Genomic DNA, 21,062 nt, shown 5'->3' on the forward strand with positions numbered 1-21,062 from the left:
GATGCCAAAGAAAATCCAGGTTACGATCACCAGCCAATACAAGACTGGATCTCTATGTTTACTGAGATTCTCAAAAAAGTGTGTCTGGCCGCTTCGGATATCGGGTATGACCCATGCCAGCAATATGATCCCCAACACCCACGGGAGATTGAACCAGAACGATATGTGCATCGCACCGATTGCAGATATTGCTTTCCACTTTATGTTGTTCACACGTGCCTCCGGTGTGGCATCACATATAGGAAGAGTTAATCCAGCCCAGGTTTCGTGCTTTCGTAAAGCGGCGTTTTAGGCCACGTCCAAGAGAGTTATAGTGTTCGTGGAACCAGTTCAGCCCGTCTTCCAGTTCATGAGCGGTCATCTGATTGGGTACAAACACTGCGTTTGTGCCGTCATAGCGTGACCAGTCCTGATGCAATATGCGATTCTGCTCGTTCAATTGGTTATACAGCAAAGTACCTGGGTACGGAGTGACGATCACTGAATGGCAAACATCCAGTTCGACATCGTCTACAAACGCTAATGTCTCTTCAAATATGTCAGGGGAATGTTCGTCAAAACCAAAGAGCATAGCCGAGTCCACTGCAATACCGTACTCGTGCAGTTTACGGATATAGTCTTTTGTCCTGTCTACCCGAATGAACCCCTTTCCTGCCGCTTTAAGTGCTGCATGGGATGGCGTCTCTATGCCGGATAAAAGGTAGAACAGTCCGCTTTCAGCTGCGGCCTCCAGAAGGTCGTCGTGTTCCGCAATGTTGATGGTTGCTTCCGCGAGCCATTGAATGTTCAGCGGCTTCAGGGCTTCAAATAATTCGAAAGCAAATTCCCGGTCAGCTACCAAATTGTCTGCGTGTAGCTCAATGTATTCGAGCCCGGAGCTACGAATTTCGTCAACAATCTGCCCGACGGGGCGTGTACGGAATTCGTGAAAGAAGCGATGCACGGTGCAGTAACTGCAATGAAACTTACAGCCCCTGGATACGACCACAGATCCCAGCCCTTGATAGGGGGCTAAATCCATATACTCATGCGGATAGCGATGAAGTTTCGCAAGATCTGAAGGGCTGGATTGTTCGTATTTCGCCTGCAATCTACCCTGTTCGAAATCATCCAGCAGATGGGGCCAAATGGCCTCTGCTTCCCCGATCAGCACCGCATCACTGTGTATCAGTGCTTCGTCAGGCAAAAATGATGCATGGAGGCCGCCAAATACGACGCTGATATTTTGCGCGCGATAGCGATCGGCCAACTCATAGCCCCGCATTGCATCGGGCGTTGACATAAATATAGCGACCAGATCGCTCTCCAGCTTGATAGGAGCCGGCTTGTCAGAGGTTTCGTCGATGATGTCTAACTCAATATATTCAGGTGTGGCTGCGGCAAGGGAATAGACGCTTTGTGGCGGGGCGCCCATGTATGCTTTGTAGTCTTTAAATGCTCCTGATGCGGAGGCTTTTATTAAAGTCACCTTCATTGCTAAATCTCTCTGTACCAAGACTAGAGCCGTGTCTTAAATGGATTGCTCTAAATGCTGTCAACATTGACAATTTAAGGTGAAGTTATATAAATTGTCAAAAATGACAACTTATATATTGATCTACAGCAGGGTTTTGAGAGGGCGTGGTGTTGAATAACAGAAAGGTGGATCTGCGTACTTTAATCAGGCGTAACCGCAGGCGAGTGTCTGCAACCTGGTGTCTTGTTTTAGTCGAAAACTTCCTGTTGGCATCCATTCCCCTGTTTATCGGATTTACCATTGACGGTCTTCAAGAGGGAAATATTGATGACCTGATCTCGCTCTTTGTTGTACTGATGTTGTTGACGCTGATTTCGGTGGCGCGACGTGTCTATGACACGCGGGTATATGGGGCCATGAAAGTTGTGTTGGGCTTGGAAGTGGATAGCCTTAATCACGCGTTGCCATTGTCGGTACGCAGTGCTCGCCTGGACATGTCGCGGGAGTTGGTCGACTTCCTAGAGCATCAGGTGCCGCAGCTCATCACAAGCATGACTCAGATAATCGTGTCGCTGGTGGTGTTAACGTCGTTTGGGGGAGATCTTGCTTTATCCGCTTTGGGAGTCACGGTGGTGATGTTATTGCTATATAGCTGTTTTCATCGCACGTTCTATCGACTCAACCAAGCGCTAAATGCTCAGGTTGAACGTCAGGTGTCCCTGTTGGAGCGAAGCAGTCGCTTTTACCTGTCATTACCTAAACATTTGTCATTGCTGCGCCGCTGGGAGGTGAAGCAGTCTGATACTGAAGCGGTTCTTTATGGCCTGATATTCGCGGCAATATCGGTATTTATCGTAGGGAACTTGTGGCTGGCAGCACGGCTTGATGGCTTGACCGTAGGAACAATTTTTTCAATTGTTACCTATTCATGGGAATACATTGGTGCGGCTCTGATATTACCTGAAGCGCTGCAGGGTTTTACACGGTTGAATGAAATCACGGCACGAATCAACAATTCGCAAAATGTACTTCAGTAAATAAACGTACACCTCAATAGAAACGCTGAAGGTATGCCTGGATGTTTCTGGAAATTTCACTATGAATGAAATATCAGGTGATCTTATACATTGTTCAAAATTCTTTAATTGACCTATTTTGGTGCATGCGGATAATGCCGCCTTCTCTCCATATCGCTGAAGTGTGTTTCGCAATCCATGCAACCATCAAATCTGCCACAAAATGGTCTTTTCTGGACCTTGTCTGCCTACACTGTTTGGGGGCTGATGCCCTTGTTCTATCAGCATCTCAAAGGTGTTGAGGCGATGGAGATCTTTGCCCTGCGTGTGCTGTGGTCGGTTCCTCTCATGGCGTTGCTTTTGTGGCTGACGGTCACCCCTGTGCGGGTGTTCAAGATGTTGATGGAGCCTAAGACGTTTTTTTGGCTATTTCTCTCTACGGCCTGTATCTCTACGAGTTGGTACCTGAATACGTGGGGGGCGACCCATGGGCAGGTCTTAATGGTTAGTCTTGCGTTCTTTCTTACTCCGCTGATCAGTATTTTGATTGGTGTGTTTTACCTCCGCGAGCGGTTAACCCCCTTGCAAAAGTTGGCGCTGATTCTGTGTGCGTCTGGTTTTATCTATGCATGCCTTAACCTTGATACGTTTCCGTGGATTACTGTCGGTATCGCGCTGGCATTTGGTTGTTATGGTGTGATCAAAAAGCAGGTGAAGATCGATACATTGAACGGGCTGAGTGCGGAAGTGATCCTGATGATTCCGTTTGCCTTGTTTTACCTGATCGGTACAGCAGGTGAAACCCACTGGGAAGCGGGAGAGGGCGATGTGCGTTTGCTGTTGGCTCTGACTGCACCTATGACGATCTTGCCGCTAGGCTTGTTTGCTTTTGGCGTGGTGCGTATGAAAAACCTGTCGTCGGTCGCCATTCTGCAATATATCGAACCCACCTTGTACTTCTTGCTTGCGGTATTCGTATTTGGCGAAGCGATTGATGCCGAACGTCTCACCACCTTTGGCCTCGTCTGGGCAGGGTTTATCGTATTCTCTGTTGACGCGTTGAAACGTGCAAAAGTGGCTAAAGCAGTGGGTACCCTTGAGCTGGATAAACCCAATATTTAGCGTTTGGCAGCTCATCTAAAAAATGACATCTGGTGTTGCAGGGCGTGCGTATATGCATTGCTGATACGGCCTGCAATGCCGGAAATGTTATCCCTCCCTCTCATCCATTACTCTCATCCGTCGCTCTGAATGATTGGGTGTGTCCAAAAAATTATCCTGTTTTGCTGCCCATTGGTCGAAATCGTCCTTTATAAGTGAAAACCATGACTTAGACTAAAGGAAGTAGGTACTATTACTTACTGTATTTGTATGTACCTAATAACAATAGTCACTAGAGCAAAGGGCGATAAGGATGCTGGAAAAGCGCGAGTTTTATATCAATGGGCAGTGGGTTTCACCTGTTCGTACAAATGACTTCGAGGTGATTAATCCGTCGACAGAAGAGTCGTGCGCAGTGATCTCTCTGGGTGCCAAGGAAGATACTGATGCCGCTGTGGCCGCAGCGCGCAACGCCTTTGAAAGTTGGAGTCAGACCAGCAAAGAAGAACGTATGGCGTTACTGGAAAAGCTCTACGCCATTTACAAAACACGTTCGGGTGAGATGGCTGAAGCTATTTCAACAGAGATGGGTGCGCCGATGGCGCTGGCAAAAACGGCCCAATGGGGTGCGGGTGCCGGGCATATCAAGAACCTGATGCGTGCATTGAAGAACTTCGAGTTTGAGCAGCCATTGGGCGATCACGCGCCTAATAACCATATCCTGTATGAGCCGGTAGGCGTTTGCGGTTTGATTACGCCGTGGAACTGGCCGATGAATCAGGTGGCATTGAAGGTGATTGCAGCGATGGCTGCGGGTTGCACGATGGTGCTCAAACCATCTGAAGTGTCTCCTCTATCCTCCTTGCTGTTTGCTGAAATGATCCATGAGGCAGGTTTTCCGGCAGGTGTATTTAACCTTGTGAATGGTGATGGTGTTGGGGTGGGCTCTGAGCTATCCGGTCACCCTGATGTTGATATGATCTCGTTTACGGGTTCCACCCGTGCAGGTGTGGCGATCTCCAAAAATGCAGCGGACACGGTAAAGCGTGTGAGCCTGGAGCTGGGCGGTAAAGGTGCGAATATCGTCTTTGCTGATGCCGATGAAAAAGCTGTAGTGCGCGGTGTACGCCATTGCTTTAATAACACCGGACAGTCCTGTAATGCGCCAACGCGGATGCTGGTTGAACGCTCTATTTATGATCAAGCGGTGGCGACGGCGGCGGATGTGGCAGCGAAGACCAGTGTTGATCTCGCGTCAATTGAGGGGCGTCATATCGGTCCAGTGGTCTCTGGTCTGCAGTATGAGAAGATTCAGGGAATGATTGATAAAGGTATCGCAGAGGGTGCGCGTCTGGTCGCGGGTGGCCCCGGCAAACCTGAAGGATTGGAAAAGGGCTACTTTGTGCGGCCAACCGTGTTCGCTGATGTGAATAATGAGATGGCGATTGCGCGTGAAGAGATCTTTGGTCCAGTGCTGTCTATCATCCCGTTTGATAGCGAAGAAGAAGCGGTCCAGATTGCGAACGATACCCTCTACGGACTGACCAATTATATCCAGACGCAGGATGGCGACAAAGCAAACCGTATCGCGCGTCAGTTGCGTTCCGGCATGGTCCAGATTAATGGTGAGATGTTGGGAGCGGGGGCGCCGTTCGGTGGTTATAAACAATCAGGTAACGGTCGCGAAGGTGGCACTTGGGGTCTAGAGGAATTTCTTGAAGTTAAAGTGGTAACCGGTTGGTTATAAAGAAAAAATAGTAATTAGAGGCGCCGATTTATGGCGCCTTTTTTGTGTCTGTGTACTTTATGTCTGGATGTGTTTTGTAGGGCTGCCTTTAGGCTGCCGGTAGGCTGAAGCCTACCCTACATAGTTCGATGAATAGATTTGTCAAAATATCCTGCCTAATGCATTGGTTTGGGGCCAACCTTAACTCCCTGTTTAGGCCAGTCCCCCTCTGGTACCACCGTTTTCCATGCTGGTCCCATCTGCGCCCGCGGTCTGGTCGTTGTCTGGAAACAGCCCCCCCCATAGCATGAATATCAGAGCTATAACTTCGTGAGGCTGTCCTAGTGGTTTAGGACAAACCGACGCTCGTCGCGGTATATAAAAACTGCGTCAGTGATACGGCACTGATGCAACGGTGGATAATAAATATGACAAGCCAAGCCAATGTAATTCCGGTTCAGTCTGGCCTTCCTGAGTTTGAAGATCGGGACAACCAAGAGACCAAATATACGACCTGTTATATGTGCGCCTGTCGCTGTGGTATCAAAGTCACAGTAGAGGACAACAAGGTCCGTTTCATTCAGGGTAACCCCAACCATCCAATCAATAAGGGTGTTCTCTGCGCCAAAGGTAACTCAGGCATTATGAAGCAGTACTCTCCGGCGAAGCTTAGCTCGCCGTTGCTGCGTAAGCCGGGAACCGAACGTGGTGCAGGTGAGTTCGAAGAGATCTCCTGGGATCAGGCGCTGGATATGCTTGAAAAGCGCCTGTCTCACATCCGTGCAACCGACCCTAAAAAGCTGGCGTACTTCACCGGCCGTGACCAGATGCAGGCTCTGACCGGCATGTGGGCGAGCCAGTTCGGTACGATCAACTGGGCTGCACACGGTGGCTTCTGCTCCGTGAACATGGCGGCGGGTGGTTTGTACACCATGGGCCACGCGTTCTGGGAATTTGGCGATCCGGATTGGGATAACACCAAATACTTCATGATGTGGGGTGTGGCGGAAGACCACAGCTCCAACCCGATCAAGTTGGGTCTGAAGAAGCTCAAAGAGCGCGGTGCTAAGTTTGTTGCTGTGAACCCTGTTCGTACCGGCTATCAGGCGATTGCCGATGAGTGGGTTGCGATCCGTCCGGGTACTGATGCAGTGCTGGCGCTGTCGATGGTTCACGTACTGCTGAAAAATAAGCTGGTGGACGAAGAGTTCCTGATTCGCTACACCAACTCACCTCAGCTGGTCGTGAATACTCCGGGACAGAAGGGTGATGGTCTGTTCTACCGCGGTGAAAGCGGTGAGATCCAAGTGTGGGATCTGGTAAAAGAAGAGTATGTTGACGCGAACCTGCCTGACATCAATCCAGCCCTGTTTGGTGAGTTCACCATGCCGGATGGCACGCCTGTCCGCACCGCCATGACTATCATGATTGATAAGTACATGGATGAGCAGTACGCACCGGAAAATGCCGCGAAAGAGTGTGGTGTTTCCGCTGAAGATATCGAACGCATGGCGCTGGAAATGGCGCACGTCGCGTTCAAAGAAACCATTACTATCGATGTAGAGTGGACCGACTGGGCTGGCCGCAAGCAGGACAAGTTCATTGGTCGTCCGGTATCCATGCACGCAATGCGTGGTATCTCCGCACACTCCAACGGATTCCAGACCTGTCGCGCAATTCACTTGCTGCAGGTTCTACTGGGCACGATTGACTGCCCTGGGGGCCACCTGGCGAAGCCACCGTTCCCTAAACATGTTCCACCGGGTATCAAACCAGCCAAAGAGATGGCGCCGAATACACCACTGAAATCGCCACCTCTGGGCTTCCCAACGTGTCCTGAAGATCTGGCGATTGATGCGGATGGTAATCCACTGCGTATCGATAAAGCCTACAGCTGGGATGCTCCGGTTTCTTGTCACGGTCTGATGCACATGGTGATCAGCAATGCAGTGAAGGGTGATCCGTATGAGATCGATACCCTGATGCTATTCATGGCCAACATGGCATGGAACTCCAGCATGAACACGGCTCAGACGATGGACATGCTGTGTGAGAAGAAAGAGGACGGTGAGTACAAGATCCCGTTCATCGTCTGCTCCGATGCATTCAACTCCGAGATGGTGGCTTACTCTGATCTGGTACTGCCAGATACCACGTATCTTGAGCGTTACGACACCATCTCCATGCTTGACCGTCCAATCTCCGAGCCGCATGCGGCATGTGACTCTGTACGTATCCCAGTGGTACAGCCGGATCGCAACGTGATGAGCTGGCAGGAAGTGATGGTAGAGATGGCAGGACGCTTAGGCTTCCCGGCATTTAGCAAACCTGAAGGTGGCCGTAAGTACGAAGGCTATAAAGACTTCATCGTTAACTTCGAAAAAGAACCGGGTATCGGTTTCCTGGCGGGTTATCGCGGTAAAGACGGTGACAAGTCTCTGCGCGGTGAGCCTAACCCACGTCAGTGGGAAGCCTACGAAGAGAACGAAGGTTTCTTCGAGATGCATCTCGAACCGAACCAGCGTTACATGCGTCACGCCAACAAAGACTATCTGGAGCTTGCAAAAGAAGCCGCATGGGTCGGCTCGACCAACCAGATTGTTATCGAGCTGTACTCTGAGAAGATTCAGACGTTCCGTTTGGCGGGACAGGGCTTGTACGACGGTCCGATGCCAACCGAAGAGCACCACAAAGAGCGTCTGGTGAAATACTTCGATCCACTGCCAACGTACTACATGCCACTGGAAGAGCAGCGTATCGATCGCGAGGAATACCCATTCCACGCCGTCAACCAGCGTCCAATGTTCATGTATCACAGCTGGGATAGCCAGAACGCGTGGTTGCGTCAGATCATGTCGCAGAACTACCTGTTCATGAACCGTGTCGCTGCCGAGAAGATGGGTATCGATGACCTGTCTTGGGTATGGGTTGAATCCCATAACGGCAAAATCCGTGTGCAGATCAAGCATATGGAAGGCACCAACGAGCAGACGGTCTGGACCTGGAACGCCATTGCGAAGCGTGGCGGTGCATGGGGTCTGTCCGACGATGCGAACGAAGCGACCGATGCGTTCCTGATGAACCATCTGATCTCCGAACTGTTGCCGCAGAAAGGTGACAATGAGGACCGTGTAACAAACTCTGACCCGATCACCGGTCAGGCAGCATGGTATGACCTGCGTGTGAAAATCACACCAGCGGCACCGGGTGAAACAGGCGCATGGCCAAGCTTCAGCGCGCTGAAGTCACAGCCAAACGCGAAGCCGTCACCGGATATGTTGAGCTACACGTCCCACGAAAACGTCAACCTGAACCGCCCGATGTCAGACATCCTGACCCGTGGCGAGAAGTAACAGCAGACGGAGAATAAAAAGATGAAATTAGGTCTGGTTGTTGATCTCGATACTTGTGTGGGCTGCCACGGTTGCGCCACCGCCTGTAAGCAATGGAATACGTCCGGCACCATCGGTCCGTTGTCGGATGAAAATCCGTACGGCAAAGATCCGAACGGTGCATGGCTGAACCGTATCCGCACCTATGAGGTGGACGATACGCCAAACAGCAAAACCGTCAACATGCCGATGTCATGTATGCACTGTGATAATGCTGCATGTGTCACCGTCTGCCCGACAGGTGCGTCTTATAAGCGTGAAGAAGACGGTATCGTTCTGGTCGATCAGGATAAATGCATGGGCTGTAACTTATGCTCATGGGCGTGTCCATACGGTGCGCGTGAACTCGATCCACAAGAAGGCACAATGAAGAAGTGTACTCTCTGTGTGGACCGTATTTACGATGAAAAATTGCCGGAAGACGAGCGTAAGCCAGCATGTGTTATGACCTGCCCGACGAAGTCCCGTGTATTCGGTGACTTTGATGATCCAAACTCTGAAGTCAGCCAGCTGGTACGTGATCGTGCCGGTAAACAGCTGATGCCAGAGCTGGGTTACGAGCCTGTAAATACCTACTTGCCGCCGCGTAATAAGCCGGTTGTAGAGATGTATGAAACCACTTCTCTGAAAGATACGGTGAAGGGTTGGGTCAATAAGGTTATCGCTCGCTGATAATGGCTGCGGGTGATCGCGCAGGCTCCTGCGTTGATCACCTTTGCAATCCGCTATCGCAGATTGGTATTCGAAAACAACAATAAAGTTTTGTCGGTTAGTAGCACCGACAAGCCGGGCCGCCTCCACTGGCCCGGCACCCTTATAACGGAGACGTTACTATGCATCCGGCTTTTTCAGTACTCGTATTCACCGTGATGTCAGGGGCAGGTTACGGCCTGATTACTCTGATGATCCTGGGGCACCTGTTTGGTTTGCCTCAGCTGCAGGACAGCACCGTTTTGTTGACGGGGGGCGGTTTGGCCTTTGCGTTGATCAGCGGTGGTTTGCTGTCATCCACGCTTCACTTGGCTAATCCTAAGAATGCATGGCGTTCTTTCAGCCGTTTTAAAACATCCTGGTTGTCTCGCGAAGCCGTATTTGCTGTCCTGTTCTACCCATTCCTACTGGGTTATCTGGCAAATATCTGGGCGAATGGTACAGAAGTAACTGGTATCGCTCAGCTTGCAGGCTTCGGCGCTGCGGCGTTGGCAATGGTGACGCTGTTCTGCACCAGTATGATTTACGCAAGCCTTAAAACCATCCGTCAGTGGAACTCATCCTTGACCCCGGTAAACTATATCGCGCTGGGCCTGATGTCAGGTTCTCTGCTGTTGGCTGCGGTGCAGTCTGCGGTGACCGGTGACCTGTCCTCAACATTGCACACTATTGCGATGGGATTGGTTGTTCTGGGTGCGGTCGTGAAGGTTATTTACCTGTTCTGGATTGGTAAGCCTGCAGGCAGCACAATTAATACAGCAACAGGCTTTACGCAGGCGAGTGTGCGTTTGTTGGATCAGGGCCATACGTCTAACGGCTTCCTGAACAATGAATTTGGTTACACCGTTGAAGCGAACAAGTTAGTCCGTCTGCGTGTGTTGATGGTAGCAATCGCTTTCGTCCTGCCATTCCTGCTATTGCTGACCAGCAGCGCAGGTCTGTTAGTACTGGCAGCGATTCTGACCATTATTGGTCTGTTGGTAGAACGCTGGTTGTTCTTCGCAGAAGCGCGTCACGTTGTACGTTTGTTCCATGGTGACCAGCGCGTCTAAAATACGGCTGTAATGCAAAGCGCTGGAGAGGGTAATATGACGTTTTTACCTAACCCGGCGCTTTTTACGTTTTGGTCTGCACACTGGCCTGTTATAGAGTTTTGGTACAGTGGGCAGCGCAGGAAGGAGATGTATTTTGAACTTTGAAACCCGCAATCCGGCGACAGGTGAACTGATTGAACAGTTCGATTTCCTGACCGACGACCAGTTAGATCAGCGTCTGTATAGTGCTGAGCAAGCAGCAGAAGCCTGGCGCTTCAGTAGCTTCGCAGAACGATCCAAGCTGATGCATGCTTTGGGTAATCTGATCACCGAACGTCGCCAACAATTGGCCGAGACTATCTCTCTGGAGATGGGCAAGTTGCTGACTGAAGCGCTGGGTGAAGTCGATAAATGCGCACTGGCCTGTGGCTACTATGCCGACAACGCAGAAGCGATGTTGCAGGATGATCTGATCGAAACCCCTGCGCAACGCAGTTTGGTTGCCTATGAGCCACTGGGTGTGATTTTGGCGATCATGCCATGGAACTTCCCATTGTGGCAGGTCTTCCGTTGTCTGGTGCCAGCGATGATGGCGGGTAACGGTATTGTGTTGAAGCACGCACCGAATGTGCCGCGTTGTGCGAAGCTGGTCGAAACACTGCTACGTGATGCGGGCGCACCTGAAGGTCTCGTCTCTGAGCTGACGATCTCTGTTGATCAGGCAGCCAAAGTCATTGCCGATCATCGTATTAATGGTGTTGCATTCACCGGAAGCGAAGGCGCAGGTCGAAAGATCGGTGCGATGGCCGGTCAGCACTTGAAGAAAGCAGTGCTCGAGCTGGGTGGATCAGATCCTTTGATCGTTTTAGATGATGCCGATCTGGAGGCTGCACTTGATGTTGCGATGCGTGCGCGCTTTAGCAATGCAGGTCAGATCTGTATTGCTTCTAAGCGTTTTCTGGTCGTGCCAAGCCGCATCACAGAATTCACTGAGCTGTTGGTGGAGCGTACCCAAGCGCTGAAAACCGGTGATCCGCTGAATCCTGAAACCACACTGGCGCCAATGGCGCGGGCTGATCTGCGGGATCAGGTACATCAGCAGGTCCAGACGACCATCGCTGAGGGGGCGCGTGCTTTGACGGGTTGTCATATTCTCGAAGGGGAAGGTTACTACTACGCGCCATCCGTACTGGATAACGTGAAGCTGGGTATGACCGCTTTTAACGAAGAGATCTTTGGGCCTGTGGCATCAATCGTTGCCGTACGTAACGAGGCTGATGCCGTGGCGCAGGCCAACGCAACCCGTTTCGGTCTGGGCGCCAGTGTCTGGACTCAGGATGTGGAGAAGGGTGAAGCGATCCTGCGTCAATTGGATGTGGGCGCTGGATTTGTGAATGCGCAGGTTGCGAGTGATATCCGTATGCCGTTCGGTGGCACTAAAGCGTCCGGTCTGGGACGTGAGTTGGGTGTAAACGGTATCCGTGAGTTCTGTAACAGTAAATCCGTTTGGATCGCTTAAGCGGCTGAGTTTATGGCTAACGGATATCCAAACCCAAGTGAAAGCCTGATGACCTGGGATATCTTTCAGCATCAGGAGCAGCTGATGATGCGTAAAACCAAAACGCCTTCTGCGGGCACTCACTGCACCGCAGAAATTGAAGCGACGGTATCACACGCATCAACCGAGCACCCGGTGAGAGACCGGTAATTTCCGCTTAACGCTCTCTAACCGCAAAGGCCATCAAATCAGGTGGTTTTTGCGGTTTCTATTTAAAGATGAAGTCGTATAAGATACACGCCATTATTAGGCGTGTAAGTTGCACCATTATTGAAAATGGAGTTTTCATTTGAATCAGCATAATTACGATCTTTCTGTGTATCGTGAGGCTTTGGATAAGTCGAATAAAGTCAAATCACTGCTCATTACGAGTACTGTATTTATATGTGCAATGAGTTTGATAATCGAACTGATTGGTCTTTCAGGACACCGTTACGAAGAATACTTATCTGCATTGGCTGTTCTTGTAGTTGCTTTTTGGGTTTACTGGTATTTGCAAATAAAGCCGTCAAATAGGTCGGTTGATATTTTGCAAAAATCATCAGAAATTTATTATACGCTTGAGGATAAGCTTAGAATTATAAAAGAAATTGAGGACGCGGTTTTATTGTTTAAAAAGCCGGATGCCTCATTGGAAGATGTTTCAAAGTTTATTGCTGGTAAGTTAAACGTGTTTCCTCGTAATCACGAGTTAAGAAAATTTGATGTTAGTCGTTTGAATCACGAAACTAGCTTGGAATTGTTTAAAATATCTCTTAGTACGTTTAAAGCAGATATTCAAGAGAAAGTTTCACGTAAGAAAGTCAATATTCCAGAAGAATTTGAAAAAATTGATGAGCTAGAAAATTCAACTGATCGCTTAGTTAAACTAAATAATATCGCCACATCAAGGCTTAAAGAAGAGGTTGAGGCTCTCTCTAAGAGAGCAAATGTTTATATTGTTATTGGATCTGTGATAACTATAGGGTCTGGAGTTCTTCTATACGGCGCTATACAGGACATGATTGGTTCTTCTTCAGGGCTTTCTAGCCCAAGCCATGATGTTACTCTTGGGGCTAATGAGATTTTGTCGATTTCTACTAGGCTATCAATTGTTGTGTTTGCAGAAGTTTTTGCATTTTATTATTTGAGGTTATATCGAGAGATAATGGCAAATATAAAATATTATCAAAATGAAATAACCAATATAGAGATGAAAATATTGGCTCTACATGCAGTAGAAAGCGGGAATTGTACTGAGTCATTGAAGGTTTTGTCAGAAGAACTTGCGAAAACTGAAAGAAATTTTGTAATTGATAAAGGAAAGACAACGATAGATTTAGAACGAACTAGGTTGGATTCAGATGTAGTGACCAAATCTCTAGAAAGTTTTACCAAGGTAATTAAAGGGGTTAAGTCATAGATATGACGTGGACAACTGTTGGTTGACTAAGAAGCTATGAAACCGCGCGATCTATATGATTTGGACTATGAAAAGAGACCTCAGAATCTGCTTTATCGGTGACTCGTTTGTTAACGGCACGGGTGATGAAACCACGTTGGGCTGGACAGGGCGGATCAGCGCTCAGCTTGAACGAGATAGGGAGGGTCTTGAAGTGACCCATTACAATCTGGGGATTCGCCGTAACACTTCTGAAGATATCCTGAAGCGCTGGAGAGAAGAGAGTTCACAGCGCCTTGAGGGCGACTTTGAAAAGCTGCTCGTTTTTTCGTTTGGTGTGAATGACACGGTGATCGAGAACGGTAACCAACGGGTGTCAAAGCCGCGCTGCCTGAAAAACGCGCATGCGATCCTGTCGTCTGCCGCATCCGAGAGTCGGGTATTGATGATTGGTCCGCCGCCGATCGCGGATTCAGAACAAAACACACGCATCAGGGATCTTGATGCTTCGTTAGCCCTGCTGTGCCAAAGCATTTCAGTGCCCTATCTATCGGTGGTGAGCGAATTGATTGATGACCCGATATGGATGCAAGAAGTCGCATCCAATGATGGTGCTCATCCCAGGTCTGCAGGTTATACGAGATTGGCGAGTTTCATCTCGGCATGGGAAGAATGGGACGGCTATTGAATTGCGTCCCCTAACATTATGCGAAGGCAGCGCTCTTCAGTCGCGTGTTGGTGAGCGCGTTAGTCATCTCAGCCGACGAAAGAAGCAGGGTATCTGGCAATGATCTGTGTTTTTAGCGTGGCGCAGTTTCATTCTTACTCAGACACTTCAGATATTGACCTGGCGTCAGGCCCACTACGCGCTTGAACTCCCGGCTCATGTGCGCTTGATCGAAATATCCCGCGTTGATCGCTTCGTCACTCAAACGGATATCGTGTGATTGATTTCTCAGGCTGGAACGTACGGTATTTATCCGCACTATACGATGATACTGCTTCGGGCTTATTCCGACCCACTGTTTAAACACTCGTTCTAGCTGGCGTTGGCCGAGGTCGACGTGATGAGGCAGGTTAGCTATCGGGTCTTGAGGTTGTTGCTCCAGCCAATTCAATGCGGCAGTAAGATCGGGTTGAATGCTCAGTGAGTGCGTCAGATGATGCAGCAACCAATCATCCAGTAACAGCGTCCGCTCTGATGGGTGCTGCGCTTTGGCGAGCTGATCATATATGTGATTTAACGTTAGCCGCAGGGTTAACTGGGAGTGAGGTTCAATCGGTTCTGGAAAATCGGTAAGCGGTTGCTGAAAAAAAGGATACCCCATGCCGGGATGAAAACGGATGCCGAGTGCATCAACATGAGAGCCAAGGTGAAGGGGCATAGAGCGCGTATTGGGGCCATTGACAACGCAGCACTGATTAGTGAGGGTCTCACCCATCAATATGCTGTCACCAAAATTGAAAGTGATGCCACAACCGGTGTCCGCAGGCAGATACTCAGTTTTAGGAGAGGTGCCTGCGGTGCCGGAAATAAACCAATAGTCTTTGACAAACGGGTGCAGCGCGGCGGCTGGCTTATGCAGCGTTAAGTTAATGTGGGACAGTGTGGCGACCGTGTTGCCCATCGTTTTATGACTCTCTATAGGAGATGCCAGTCTAGCATCGACTGACATCTGGCCTTAGCATCCATTCTAGAACGCTATGTTTCCTGCTTTGTAATGACCCGCTTCAGTACGAAAGCTTCTGGCGATACGGTTCCAGCTGTTGATCGTGGTGATAGCCAATGTCAGGTCGACCAGTGCAACTTCGCTGAAATGCTCTCTGGTTTCACCGTATAAGGTGTCATCAATATTGTTCCCTGCGATGAGCGTATTGGCTTCCGCCCACGCGAGAGCTGCACGTTCTTTATCTGAGTAATAAGGCGTCTCACGCCACGCATTTAATCCATAGAGGCGTTGTTCAGTTTCACCGGCTGCCCGCGCTTCTTTGGTGTGCATATCGATACAAAAGGCACAGCCGTTGATCTGTGAAACGCGAAGCTTAATCAGGTCCAAAAAGGGTCTTTTTAAAGCTATCGCGCTCTTGGTAGCAGCGTGCGATGTAGCGTTCCAGGTTGTACATGGTTTCCATTGCTTCGGGCGCGTATTGAGCGTAGTTGATGCGTTCAGTCATCGGGGAATCTCTCCATTAAGATTAACTGGTCATCACTTTAATGCTGGTCACGAGGCCCGTATTGTATATTTTCGACATCAACACGCGGTGAGCTCCGAAACCTAAAGCGGGGTGCAGAGCATCCGTTATCTGCACCCTGATGAGACGATCCAGAGAATAACCTTTCTGGTTAGATTACGATGAGCAGCTGCGTGTTTCTGCGTCTCCGCTATTTCGTTTTTCGCGCAGGGCTTGAGTGGTGATCTGCCATGCAGATGAAAGGAATAAGCCTGCCATAATGCCTGCGACAATCAGATCAGGCCATGCACTGTCTGAGTACCAAACCCCCGACGCAGCGACCAATACAATCAGGTTGCCGATGGCATCGTTACGACTGCAAAGCCAAACGGACCGGACATTGGCGTCACCGTCTTTATAGCGCATCAATAACAGCACGCTGATCAGGTTGGCGGCGAATGCGGCGACTGCAATCGTGCCCATTGTGAACGGTTCGGGGCTGTTCATCACGAAGATGCGATAGATCGTACTGCCGACCACCCACAGAGACATCAACGTCAGCGTGAAGCCTTTAAACAGTGCGGCGTTACTGCGGATGCTTACGGCTTTACCAATCGCCCAAAGGCTAATGCCGTAGCTGAGCGTGTCGCCGATAAAATCAAGTGCATCTGCCTGAAGGGCTTGGGATTGCGCAAGAATACCCGCCACCATCTCTACGCCAAACATAGTGCCGTTGATCACGATGATCAGCCACAAAATGCGTTTGTATGCCGGATCTAATCCGGTGAATTCAGTATTGCCGCAGCAGTGTTGTGCCATCGGTCTACTCCCTAATGAGTTCCATATTTGATAGGGAAAGCTTAAAGTCTCTAGTAACTAGAGGTTCAATAGGCACAGATAAAAAATGTCGAATTATTATTCCATTGGGCAACTATCCAAGCTGTCGGATTGCAAAGTGACGACCATTCGATGGTATGAAGACAAGGGGTTGTTGCCACCCGCAGGGCGTACCGAAGGTAATCAGCGGCGTTATACAGACAAGCATCTGACGACACTGCGCTTTATCCGGCATGCACGCGCATTGGGGTTTGATCTTGCGGCTATTGAGAAACTTAAGCAGTTAAACGGCTGTTGTTATGGTGATCATGTTGAAGCAGATAAAATTGCTCAGCATCATCTGACCGATGTCCGTGACAAAATCCAGCGGTTACAGGCATTGGAGACGGAGTTGGTGACGATGATCGAAGGGTGTCACTATGAGGAAAGCCACCAGTGTCGGATTCTGGAGGTCTTGGCGGATCATGGTCAGTGCGAAGGTGATCACCGTGGATAGAATGCGTATTGGCAAACGCCAAAGAAAAGGGGAGCGTTGCTGCTCCCCGGGGTGAGATGAGTTCTCAGACCTGATCGATGTGATCAGATCTCTTTATGAGGACCAAACACTTCAAAGTGGATGTTCTCCGCAGGTACGCCCCAGCCTTTCAGGGTGTCACTGACCATCGACATGTAACCCAGCGGGCCGCAGAAATAGTAATGAGCGTCAGGCAGCTCAATTTGCTTGCGTACAGCATTCAAGTCAGTCAGACCGGAGAACTGGTGGCCGGAGCAAGTATCCGTCGGTTGATCATAGAACAGAACCTGTTCGACGTTGTCATGCTTGGTCGCTATCTCAGAAACGTGTTCACCAAACGCATGTACCTTGCCGTTCACGGCACTGTGTACGTAGCGAATCTCACGTTGGCTGCTACTCGCGATCAGGCTATTCAGCATGCTTAGCATCGGTGTCTGACCAACGCCACCACTGAGCAATACCACCGGATTTTCAGCGCGGGTGTCGAGGAAGAAATCGCCACTCGGAGGGCTTAACTGTACGGTATCTCCCACCTGTACTGTGTCGTGAAGATGGTTGGAGATCTGTCCGTTATCTTCTCGTTTTACCGAGATGCGATATTGCTTGCCGTTCGGCGCATCTGAGAGGCTGTATTGACGAATACAGCGGTTCTCAGAGTCTTGCGGGTTCAGGTAGATGCCAATGTACTGACCGGGAATGAAATCCGCAACAGTGCCACCATCAGCAGGCTCGAAATAGAAGGATGTGATCAGCTCGCTTTCCAGTACCTTGCCGACAACCTTGAAGTCGCGGGTGCCGCGCCAGCCGCCCTGACTGTTTTCGTTTTCGCGATAAATGCCTTCTTCCACCTCGATGAAGATATCAGCGAGCAATCCGTATGCTTCTGTCCATGCCTTAACAACATCATCGGTGACAGCGTCCCCCAGTACATGAGCGACTGCACCCAGCAGGTGTTTTCCGACGATAGGGTAGTGCTCAGGAAGGATATTGAAGCTGGCGTGTTTGTGAGCAATACGCTGCACGGCCGCTGTTAGTACACCCAGATTGTCGATGTTGGCCGCATACGCGTAAACCGCGTTAGCCAGCGCCGCTTGTTGGCGCCCTGTCTTTTGGTTTGCTGCGTTAAAGATATCCAGCAGCTCAGGGTTTTCCTTAAACATCTGCTGATAGAAGTGCTGAGTGATCTCTTCGCCATGTTGTGCGAGAACAGGTGCGGTGGATTTTACGATGCTGATTGTTTGTGCAGAAAGGCTCATCGTGTTCTATATCTCTAAATTAAATATTAACGTGCATTTGATATACATCAATTGAGACGGTGCATTCTATATACATCTTTAGCATTTGACTATGGAAAAATTTGATTGGCGCGTATTGGTTAGGAATGGGACAGAGACTGCATTACAAAAATTACGTAACACTATGATTTGTTTTACTAAATTATGAATTTTTGACGGCCGGGGTTGCGCTTGAAAGTTGGCATATCGTGATTGAAGAGTACGTTGTTATTGCAAAGAGAGTGGTTTTCTTTCCATTTGGGACGATGTTAAGTTTCAATCTGGAGGGCTACGAGAGTGGGTAGTGTATGGATAGAGGTTATCGGGGATCGGTGGTGATTTAGAAGATCAGCAAGTTTACATCCGTGTTTGATCGTTAATGTTCATACATGATGATCTCAGGCTATAAGGCGGGTTTGGTCATCACTTTTATGTTTGAATGTCTGTACAAGAACTCCGGGGAAAATGTATAGTGACCATACTTTATAAGTGGGGTTGATGTTGCGATGAGATTCTCTCGTATAACACACGCTTTCTTCTCTGGATTTCTATTGTGTCTGATGGCGCTATCTGCGCATGGGAACGATAAAATCATTCTCACCGTAACGCACGGAGAGGCTTCAGAACAGTACAGCCTAAAGCAGCTCGATGCTTTTCCTCAGCACGTTTACGAAACAAAAACCCCGTGGACAAGCCGACACTCATTCAGTGGACCTTTGTTAAAGGACGTTATGTATAAATCCGGCCTCGTCAGTCCGAGGGCTATCACAGCGCGTGCTCTGAATGATTACATCGTAGATATCGATTTGATACTAATGGAAAAGTATCCGGTGCTTTTAGCGACACGCATGGATGGAAACCCGATGCGCATTCGCAACAAAGGCCCGATCTGGATTCTATTTCCTTTGGATCAGTTCCCTGAGTTAAACACGATGGAAGTTCACGGCCAGATGGTTTGGCAGCTTGAAAAATTAGAGAGCCCCTAATTGAAGTTTACTAAGGTCCGTAAGGACTATGCGCTGATCAGTATTGCGGTCATGGTGTTTGCGCTGAGTTCTGCATTTAGCCTCTTTAAAATCAATGTTGCTTCGGTCACTTTATCCGATGAATACCCTTTGGCTGTCTGGACCATCAGCCAGTTGGAAACTGAGCATCGGGAACTGATTCATCGCCTCGAGCTGTATTCCGTCGGTGAAGCGAACAAAGATGCAGTACTTGAGAGCTTCGATATTCTTTGGAATCGCGCTGACATCGTATTGCAGGGATACGAAGCACATTTTGCCCGCCAATCGTTGGGGGCAACTGAAATTACCCAGCAGCTGTTAAATACGCTGATTCAGTTTGATGAGCGAATGCAGGCGCTGCCTGATATTGGCAACAAGCAGATTACACAGGATGTTTACGATGCGCTGGTGGCGTTTAGTGAGCCTTTGCATGTGATGAATATTCGTAGCTTTCACGAGCGTGATACGGTGTACGGATTAGATGCTCTGACGGATACGTTAAGTGCGGCCAGTGCAGCGTTCTTCGGTCTGATCATGAGTGGGTTATTGTTGGTTGTGATGTTAGTGCGCCAGTTTCGAACCAGTCATCATAATGCTAATCACGATGCTATGACGGGTCTGGCAAACAGACGTTTCTTTATGGAGCACCTAAACCAACTAATCTTTCAGGCTGAACGCTATGATCAGCGTTTTGCGGTATATCTGATTGATCTTGATGGGTTCAAGCCCATTAACGATATGCACGGTCATATGTTTGGTGACAAAGTACTCACAGTCTTTGGGCACAGTCTACTACAAAGCTTGCGTAAGTCAGACCTAGCTGCTCGATTGGGCGGCGATGAGTTTGCCGCTATTCAGTACCCGGTTAGGTCGCCTAGTGAGATACCGGCACTCACTGAGCGGTTGAGAAGAGGGCTGGTTGAATCAATTCCCAATGGATGTTCTGCGGTTAGCGTTGAACATAGTGTGGGGGTCGCGATCTATCCTGAAGATGGTCGTAATGCTGAGCAGCTGCTTCATGCGGCTGATATGCGAATGTATGCAGAGAAAACGCAGTCAAAGCGCTTAGCTAAGGCTCAAGCAGCACCTCAATCAATCGGTGTCTGAGTACGATGTTCGCAAGTAGGCTGGTTCCTAATCTGTAATCAATCTCACGGGATTTTGTTGTAAGGCCCAGCACGTATGCAGGGTTTTTTGCTGTCGCTGAACCTTCTTTGATTGTTGAGTCTGGTTACTCAATAGGGAGGTGGCCGGTTTTGACCCAGATGATCGTTTCCTCCTCAACAAACGGGAAGTGTTCGCTCATATGGGGACTGCGGAGCCAGCTTCTCGCAGGATATTGCCCAAACTCATCACAGAACGTACCGGACAAGACCAATATCTCTTCGCCGCCAAAGTGCTTGTGAGGCAGGAAGCGTTCACCCGCAGGCCACTTCACCAGCGCGGTATGTTCATGTTCGAAGCTATGCAAAGGCATAACTTCTAAATTTCCCTGACCCGGTAGCCATGATGCCGACCTCGTGTCGATCCGTACGGTTTTCTGGTCATCTAATGAAAACTGATGCAGTTTTACAAAGAGCGTGCAGCCATTTTCACTGAACGGTGCATGGGTGCTGCCATGCGGGTTGCGAATATAGGTCCCCGCAGGATAATCACCGTGCTCGTCAGAAAATACCCCTTCGAGAACCAAAATCTCTTCGCCATAAGGGTGCGGGTGGCTGTTGAAGCGTGCACCTTTTTCGTAGCGGACAATGCTGGTGGCGTGCCCCGATTCAGCATCGGCACGTGCCAGTGGTTTACGTTCGACGCCCTTAGCAGGGCTGGGGAGCCATGCCATTGAGTGGGTCTCGATTACAACCCGTTGTGAGAAGTCCATATTCAACATC

At 49.4% G+C, this 21,062-nt stretch carries 20 protein-coding genes; 13 read left to right on the forward strand and 7 right to left on the reverse strand.

Translation table 11 applies throughout. From position 1 onward, the window contains the following. Positions 1–232: 232 nt before the first annotated feature. Positions 233–1,474: a B12-binding domain-containing radical SAM protein gene (locus tag IOQ59_RS19865; RefSeq protein ID WP_193955221.1), complete on the reverse strand. Its 1,242-nt coding sequence runs from the start codon at positions 1,472–1,474 to the stop codon at positions 233–235. A 152-nt stretch (positions 1,475–1,626) separates the two neighbouring features. Here IOQ59_RS19865 and IOQ59_RS19870 point away from each other — a divergent pair, with 152 nt between their 5' ends. From IOQ59_RS19870 to IOQ59_RS19915, 10 genes are all read left to right on the forward strand, one after another. Then, positions 1,627–2,493 carry an ABC transporter six-transmembrane domain-containing protein gene (locus tag IOQ59_RS19870; protein WP_193955222.1) on the forward strand — a complete coding sequence of 289 codons (867 nt, stop codon included), beginning with the start codon at positions 1,627–1,629 and terminating at the stop codon, positions 2,491–2,493. 177 nt (positions 2,494–2,670) lie between these two features. After that, positions 2,671–3,594, forward strand: a complete 924-nt coding sequence (gene rarD / locus IOQ59_RS19875; protein ID WP_193955223.1) for an EamA family transporter RarD — start codon at positions 2,671–2,673, stop codon at positions 3,592–3,594. A gap of 292 nt (positions 3,595–3,886) precedes the next feature. Next, positions 3,887–5,320: an aldehyde dehydrogenase family protein gene (locus IOQ59_RS19880; protein ID WP_193955224.1), complete on the forward strand. Its 1,434-nt coding sequence runs from the start codon at positions 3,887–3,889 to the stop codon at positions 5,318–5,320. 407 nt (positions 5,321–5,727) lie between these two features. Beyond that, positions 5,728–8,652: a molybdopterin oxidoreductase family protein gene (locus IOQ59_RS19885; protein WP_193955225.1), complete on the forward strand. Its 2,925-nt coding sequence runs from the start codon at positions 5,728–5,730 to the stop codon at positions 8,650–8,652. Positions 8,653–8,673: 21 nt separating this feature from the next. Then, positions 8,674–9,363, forward strand: a complete 690-nt coding sequence (locus tag IOQ59_RS19890; RefSeq protein ID WP_193955226.1) for a 4Fe-4S dicluster domain-containing protein — start codon at positions 8,674–8,676, stop codon at positions 9,361–9,363. Between the two features lie 161 nt (positions 9,364–9,524). Beyond that, positions 9,525–10,454 (forward strand): dimethyl sulfoxide reductase anchor subunit family protein, encoded by a 930-nt coding sequence (locus IOQ59_RS19895; protein ID WP_193955227.1) that lies wholly within the window; start codon positions 9,525–9,527, stop codon positions 10,452–10,454. A 136-nt stretch (positions 10,455–10,590) separates the two neighbouring features. Then, on the forward strand, positions 10,591–11,955 hold the full coding sequence (locus IOQ59_RS19900) for an NAD-dependent succinate-semialdehyde dehydrogenase (RefSeq protein ID WP_193955228.1): 1,365 nt from the start codon (positions 10,591–10,593) through the stop codon (positions 11,953–11,955). 12 nt (positions 11,956–11,967) lie between these two features. Next, positions 11,968–12,144 (forward strand): hypothetical protein, encoded by a 177-nt coding sequence (locus IOQ59_RS19905; RefSeq protein ID WP_193955229.1) that lies wholly within the window; start codon positions 11,968–11,970, stop codon positions 12,142–12,144. Between the two features lie 139 nt (positions 12,145–12,283). Then, the gene (locus IOQ59_RS19910) at positions 12,284–13,396 is read left to right on the forward strand and encodes a hypothetical protein (protein ID WP_193955230.1); all 1,113 of its coding nucleotides are present in this window, start codon (positions 12,284–12,286) and stop codon (positions 13,394–13,396) included. A gap of 67 nt (positions 13,397–13,463) precedes the next feature. Beyond that, the gene (locus tag IOQ59_RS19915; protein ID WP_193955231.1) at positions 13,464–14,063 is read left to right on the forward strand and encodes a GDSL-type esterase/lipase family protein; all 600 of its coding nucleotides are present in this window, start codon (positions 13,464–13,466) and stop codon (positions 14,061–14,063) included. A gap of 112 nt (positions 14,064–14,175) precedes the next feature. On the opposite strand, the gene IOQ59_RS19920 is transcribed toward IOQ59_RS19915, so the two are convergent. The 4 genes from IOQ59_RS19920 to IOQ59_RS19930 form a co-directional block, all read right to left on the reverse strand. Further along, the gene (locus tag IOQ59_RS19920) at positions 14,176–15,051 is read right to left on the reverse strand and encodes an AraC family transcriptional regulator (protein WP_193955232.1); all 876 of its coding nucleotides are present in this window, start codon (positions 15,049–15,051) and stop codon (positions 14,176–14,178) included. A gap of 18 nt (positions 15,052–15,069) precedes the next feature. Next, the gene (locus IOQ59_RS19925) at positions 15,070–15,432 is read right to left on the reverse strand and encodes a carboxymuconolactone decarboxylase family protein (RefSeq protein WP_228051043.1); all 363 of its coding nucleotides are present in this window, start codon (positions 15,430–15,432) and stop codon (positions 15,070–15,072) included. Next, positions 15,419–15,550, reverse strand: a complete 132-nt coding sequence (locus IOQ59_RS21430) for a hypothetical protein (protein WP_255512577.1) — start codon at positions 15,548–15,550, stop codon at positions 15,419–15,421. Before IOQ59_RS21430 ends, IOQ59_RS19925 begins: the two co-directional genes overlap by 14 nt. Before the next feature lie 174 nt (positions 15,551–15,724). Next, positions 15,725–16,366 carry a cation efflux transmembrane domain-containing protein gene (locus IOQ59_RS19930; protein ID WP_193955233.1) on the reverse strand — a complete coding sequence of 214 codons (642 nt, stop codon included), beginning with the start codon at positions 16,364–16,366 and terminating at the stop codon, positions 15,725–15,727. Between the two features lie 85 nt (positions 16,367–16,451). Here IOQ59_RS19930 and IOQ59_RS19935 point away from each other — a divergent pair, with 85 nt between their 5' ends. Beyond that, a complete protein-coding gene (locus IOQ59_RS19935; RefSeq protein ID WP_193955234.1) occupies positions 16,452–16,880 on the forward strand; it encodes a MerR family transcriptional regulator in 429 nt (142 codons plus the stop codon). Between the two features lie 83 nt (positions 16,881–16,963). Here IOQ59_RS19935 and hmpA read toward each other — a convergent pair whose 3' ends face one another. Beyond that, positions 16,964–18,154, reverse strand: a complete 1,191-nt coding sequence (hmpA, locus tag IOQ59_RS19940) for an NO-inducible flavohemoprotein (protein ID WP_193955235.1) — start codon at positions 18,152–18,154, stop codon at positions 16,964–16,966. Positions 18,155–18,732: 578 nt separating this feature from the next. Between hmpA and IOQ59_RS19945 the strand changes: the two genes are divergently transcribed. Next, positions 18,733–19,158: a putative pterin-binding protein gene (locus IOQ59_RS19945; RefSeq protein WP_193955236.1), complete on the forward strand. Its 426-nt coding sequence runs from the start codon at positions 18,733–18,735 to the stop codon at positions 19,156–19,158. After that, positions 19,159–20,283, forward strand: a complete 1,125-nt coding sequence (locus tag IOQ59_RS19950; RefSeq protein WP_193955237.1) for a GGDEF domain-containing protein — start codon at positions 19,159–19,161, stop codon at positions 20,281–20,283. A gap of 124 nt (positions 20,284–20,407) precedes the next feature. Here IOQ59_RS19950 and IOQ59_RS19955 read toward each other — a convergent pair whose 3' ends face one another. Continuing rightward, positions 20,408–21,061, reverse strand: coding sequence for a cupin domain-containing protein (locus IOQ59_RS19955; protein ID WP_193955238.1), 654 nt, complete (start codon positions 21,059–21,061; stop codon positions 20,408–20,410). Position 21,062 lies beyond the last annotated feature (1 nt).

This window comes from Pontibacterium sinense (genome assembly GCF_015209595.1).
Taxonomy (GTDB): Bacteria; Pseudomonadota; Gammaproteobacteria; order Pseudomonadales; family Balneatricaceae; genus Pontibacterium; species Pontibacterium sinense.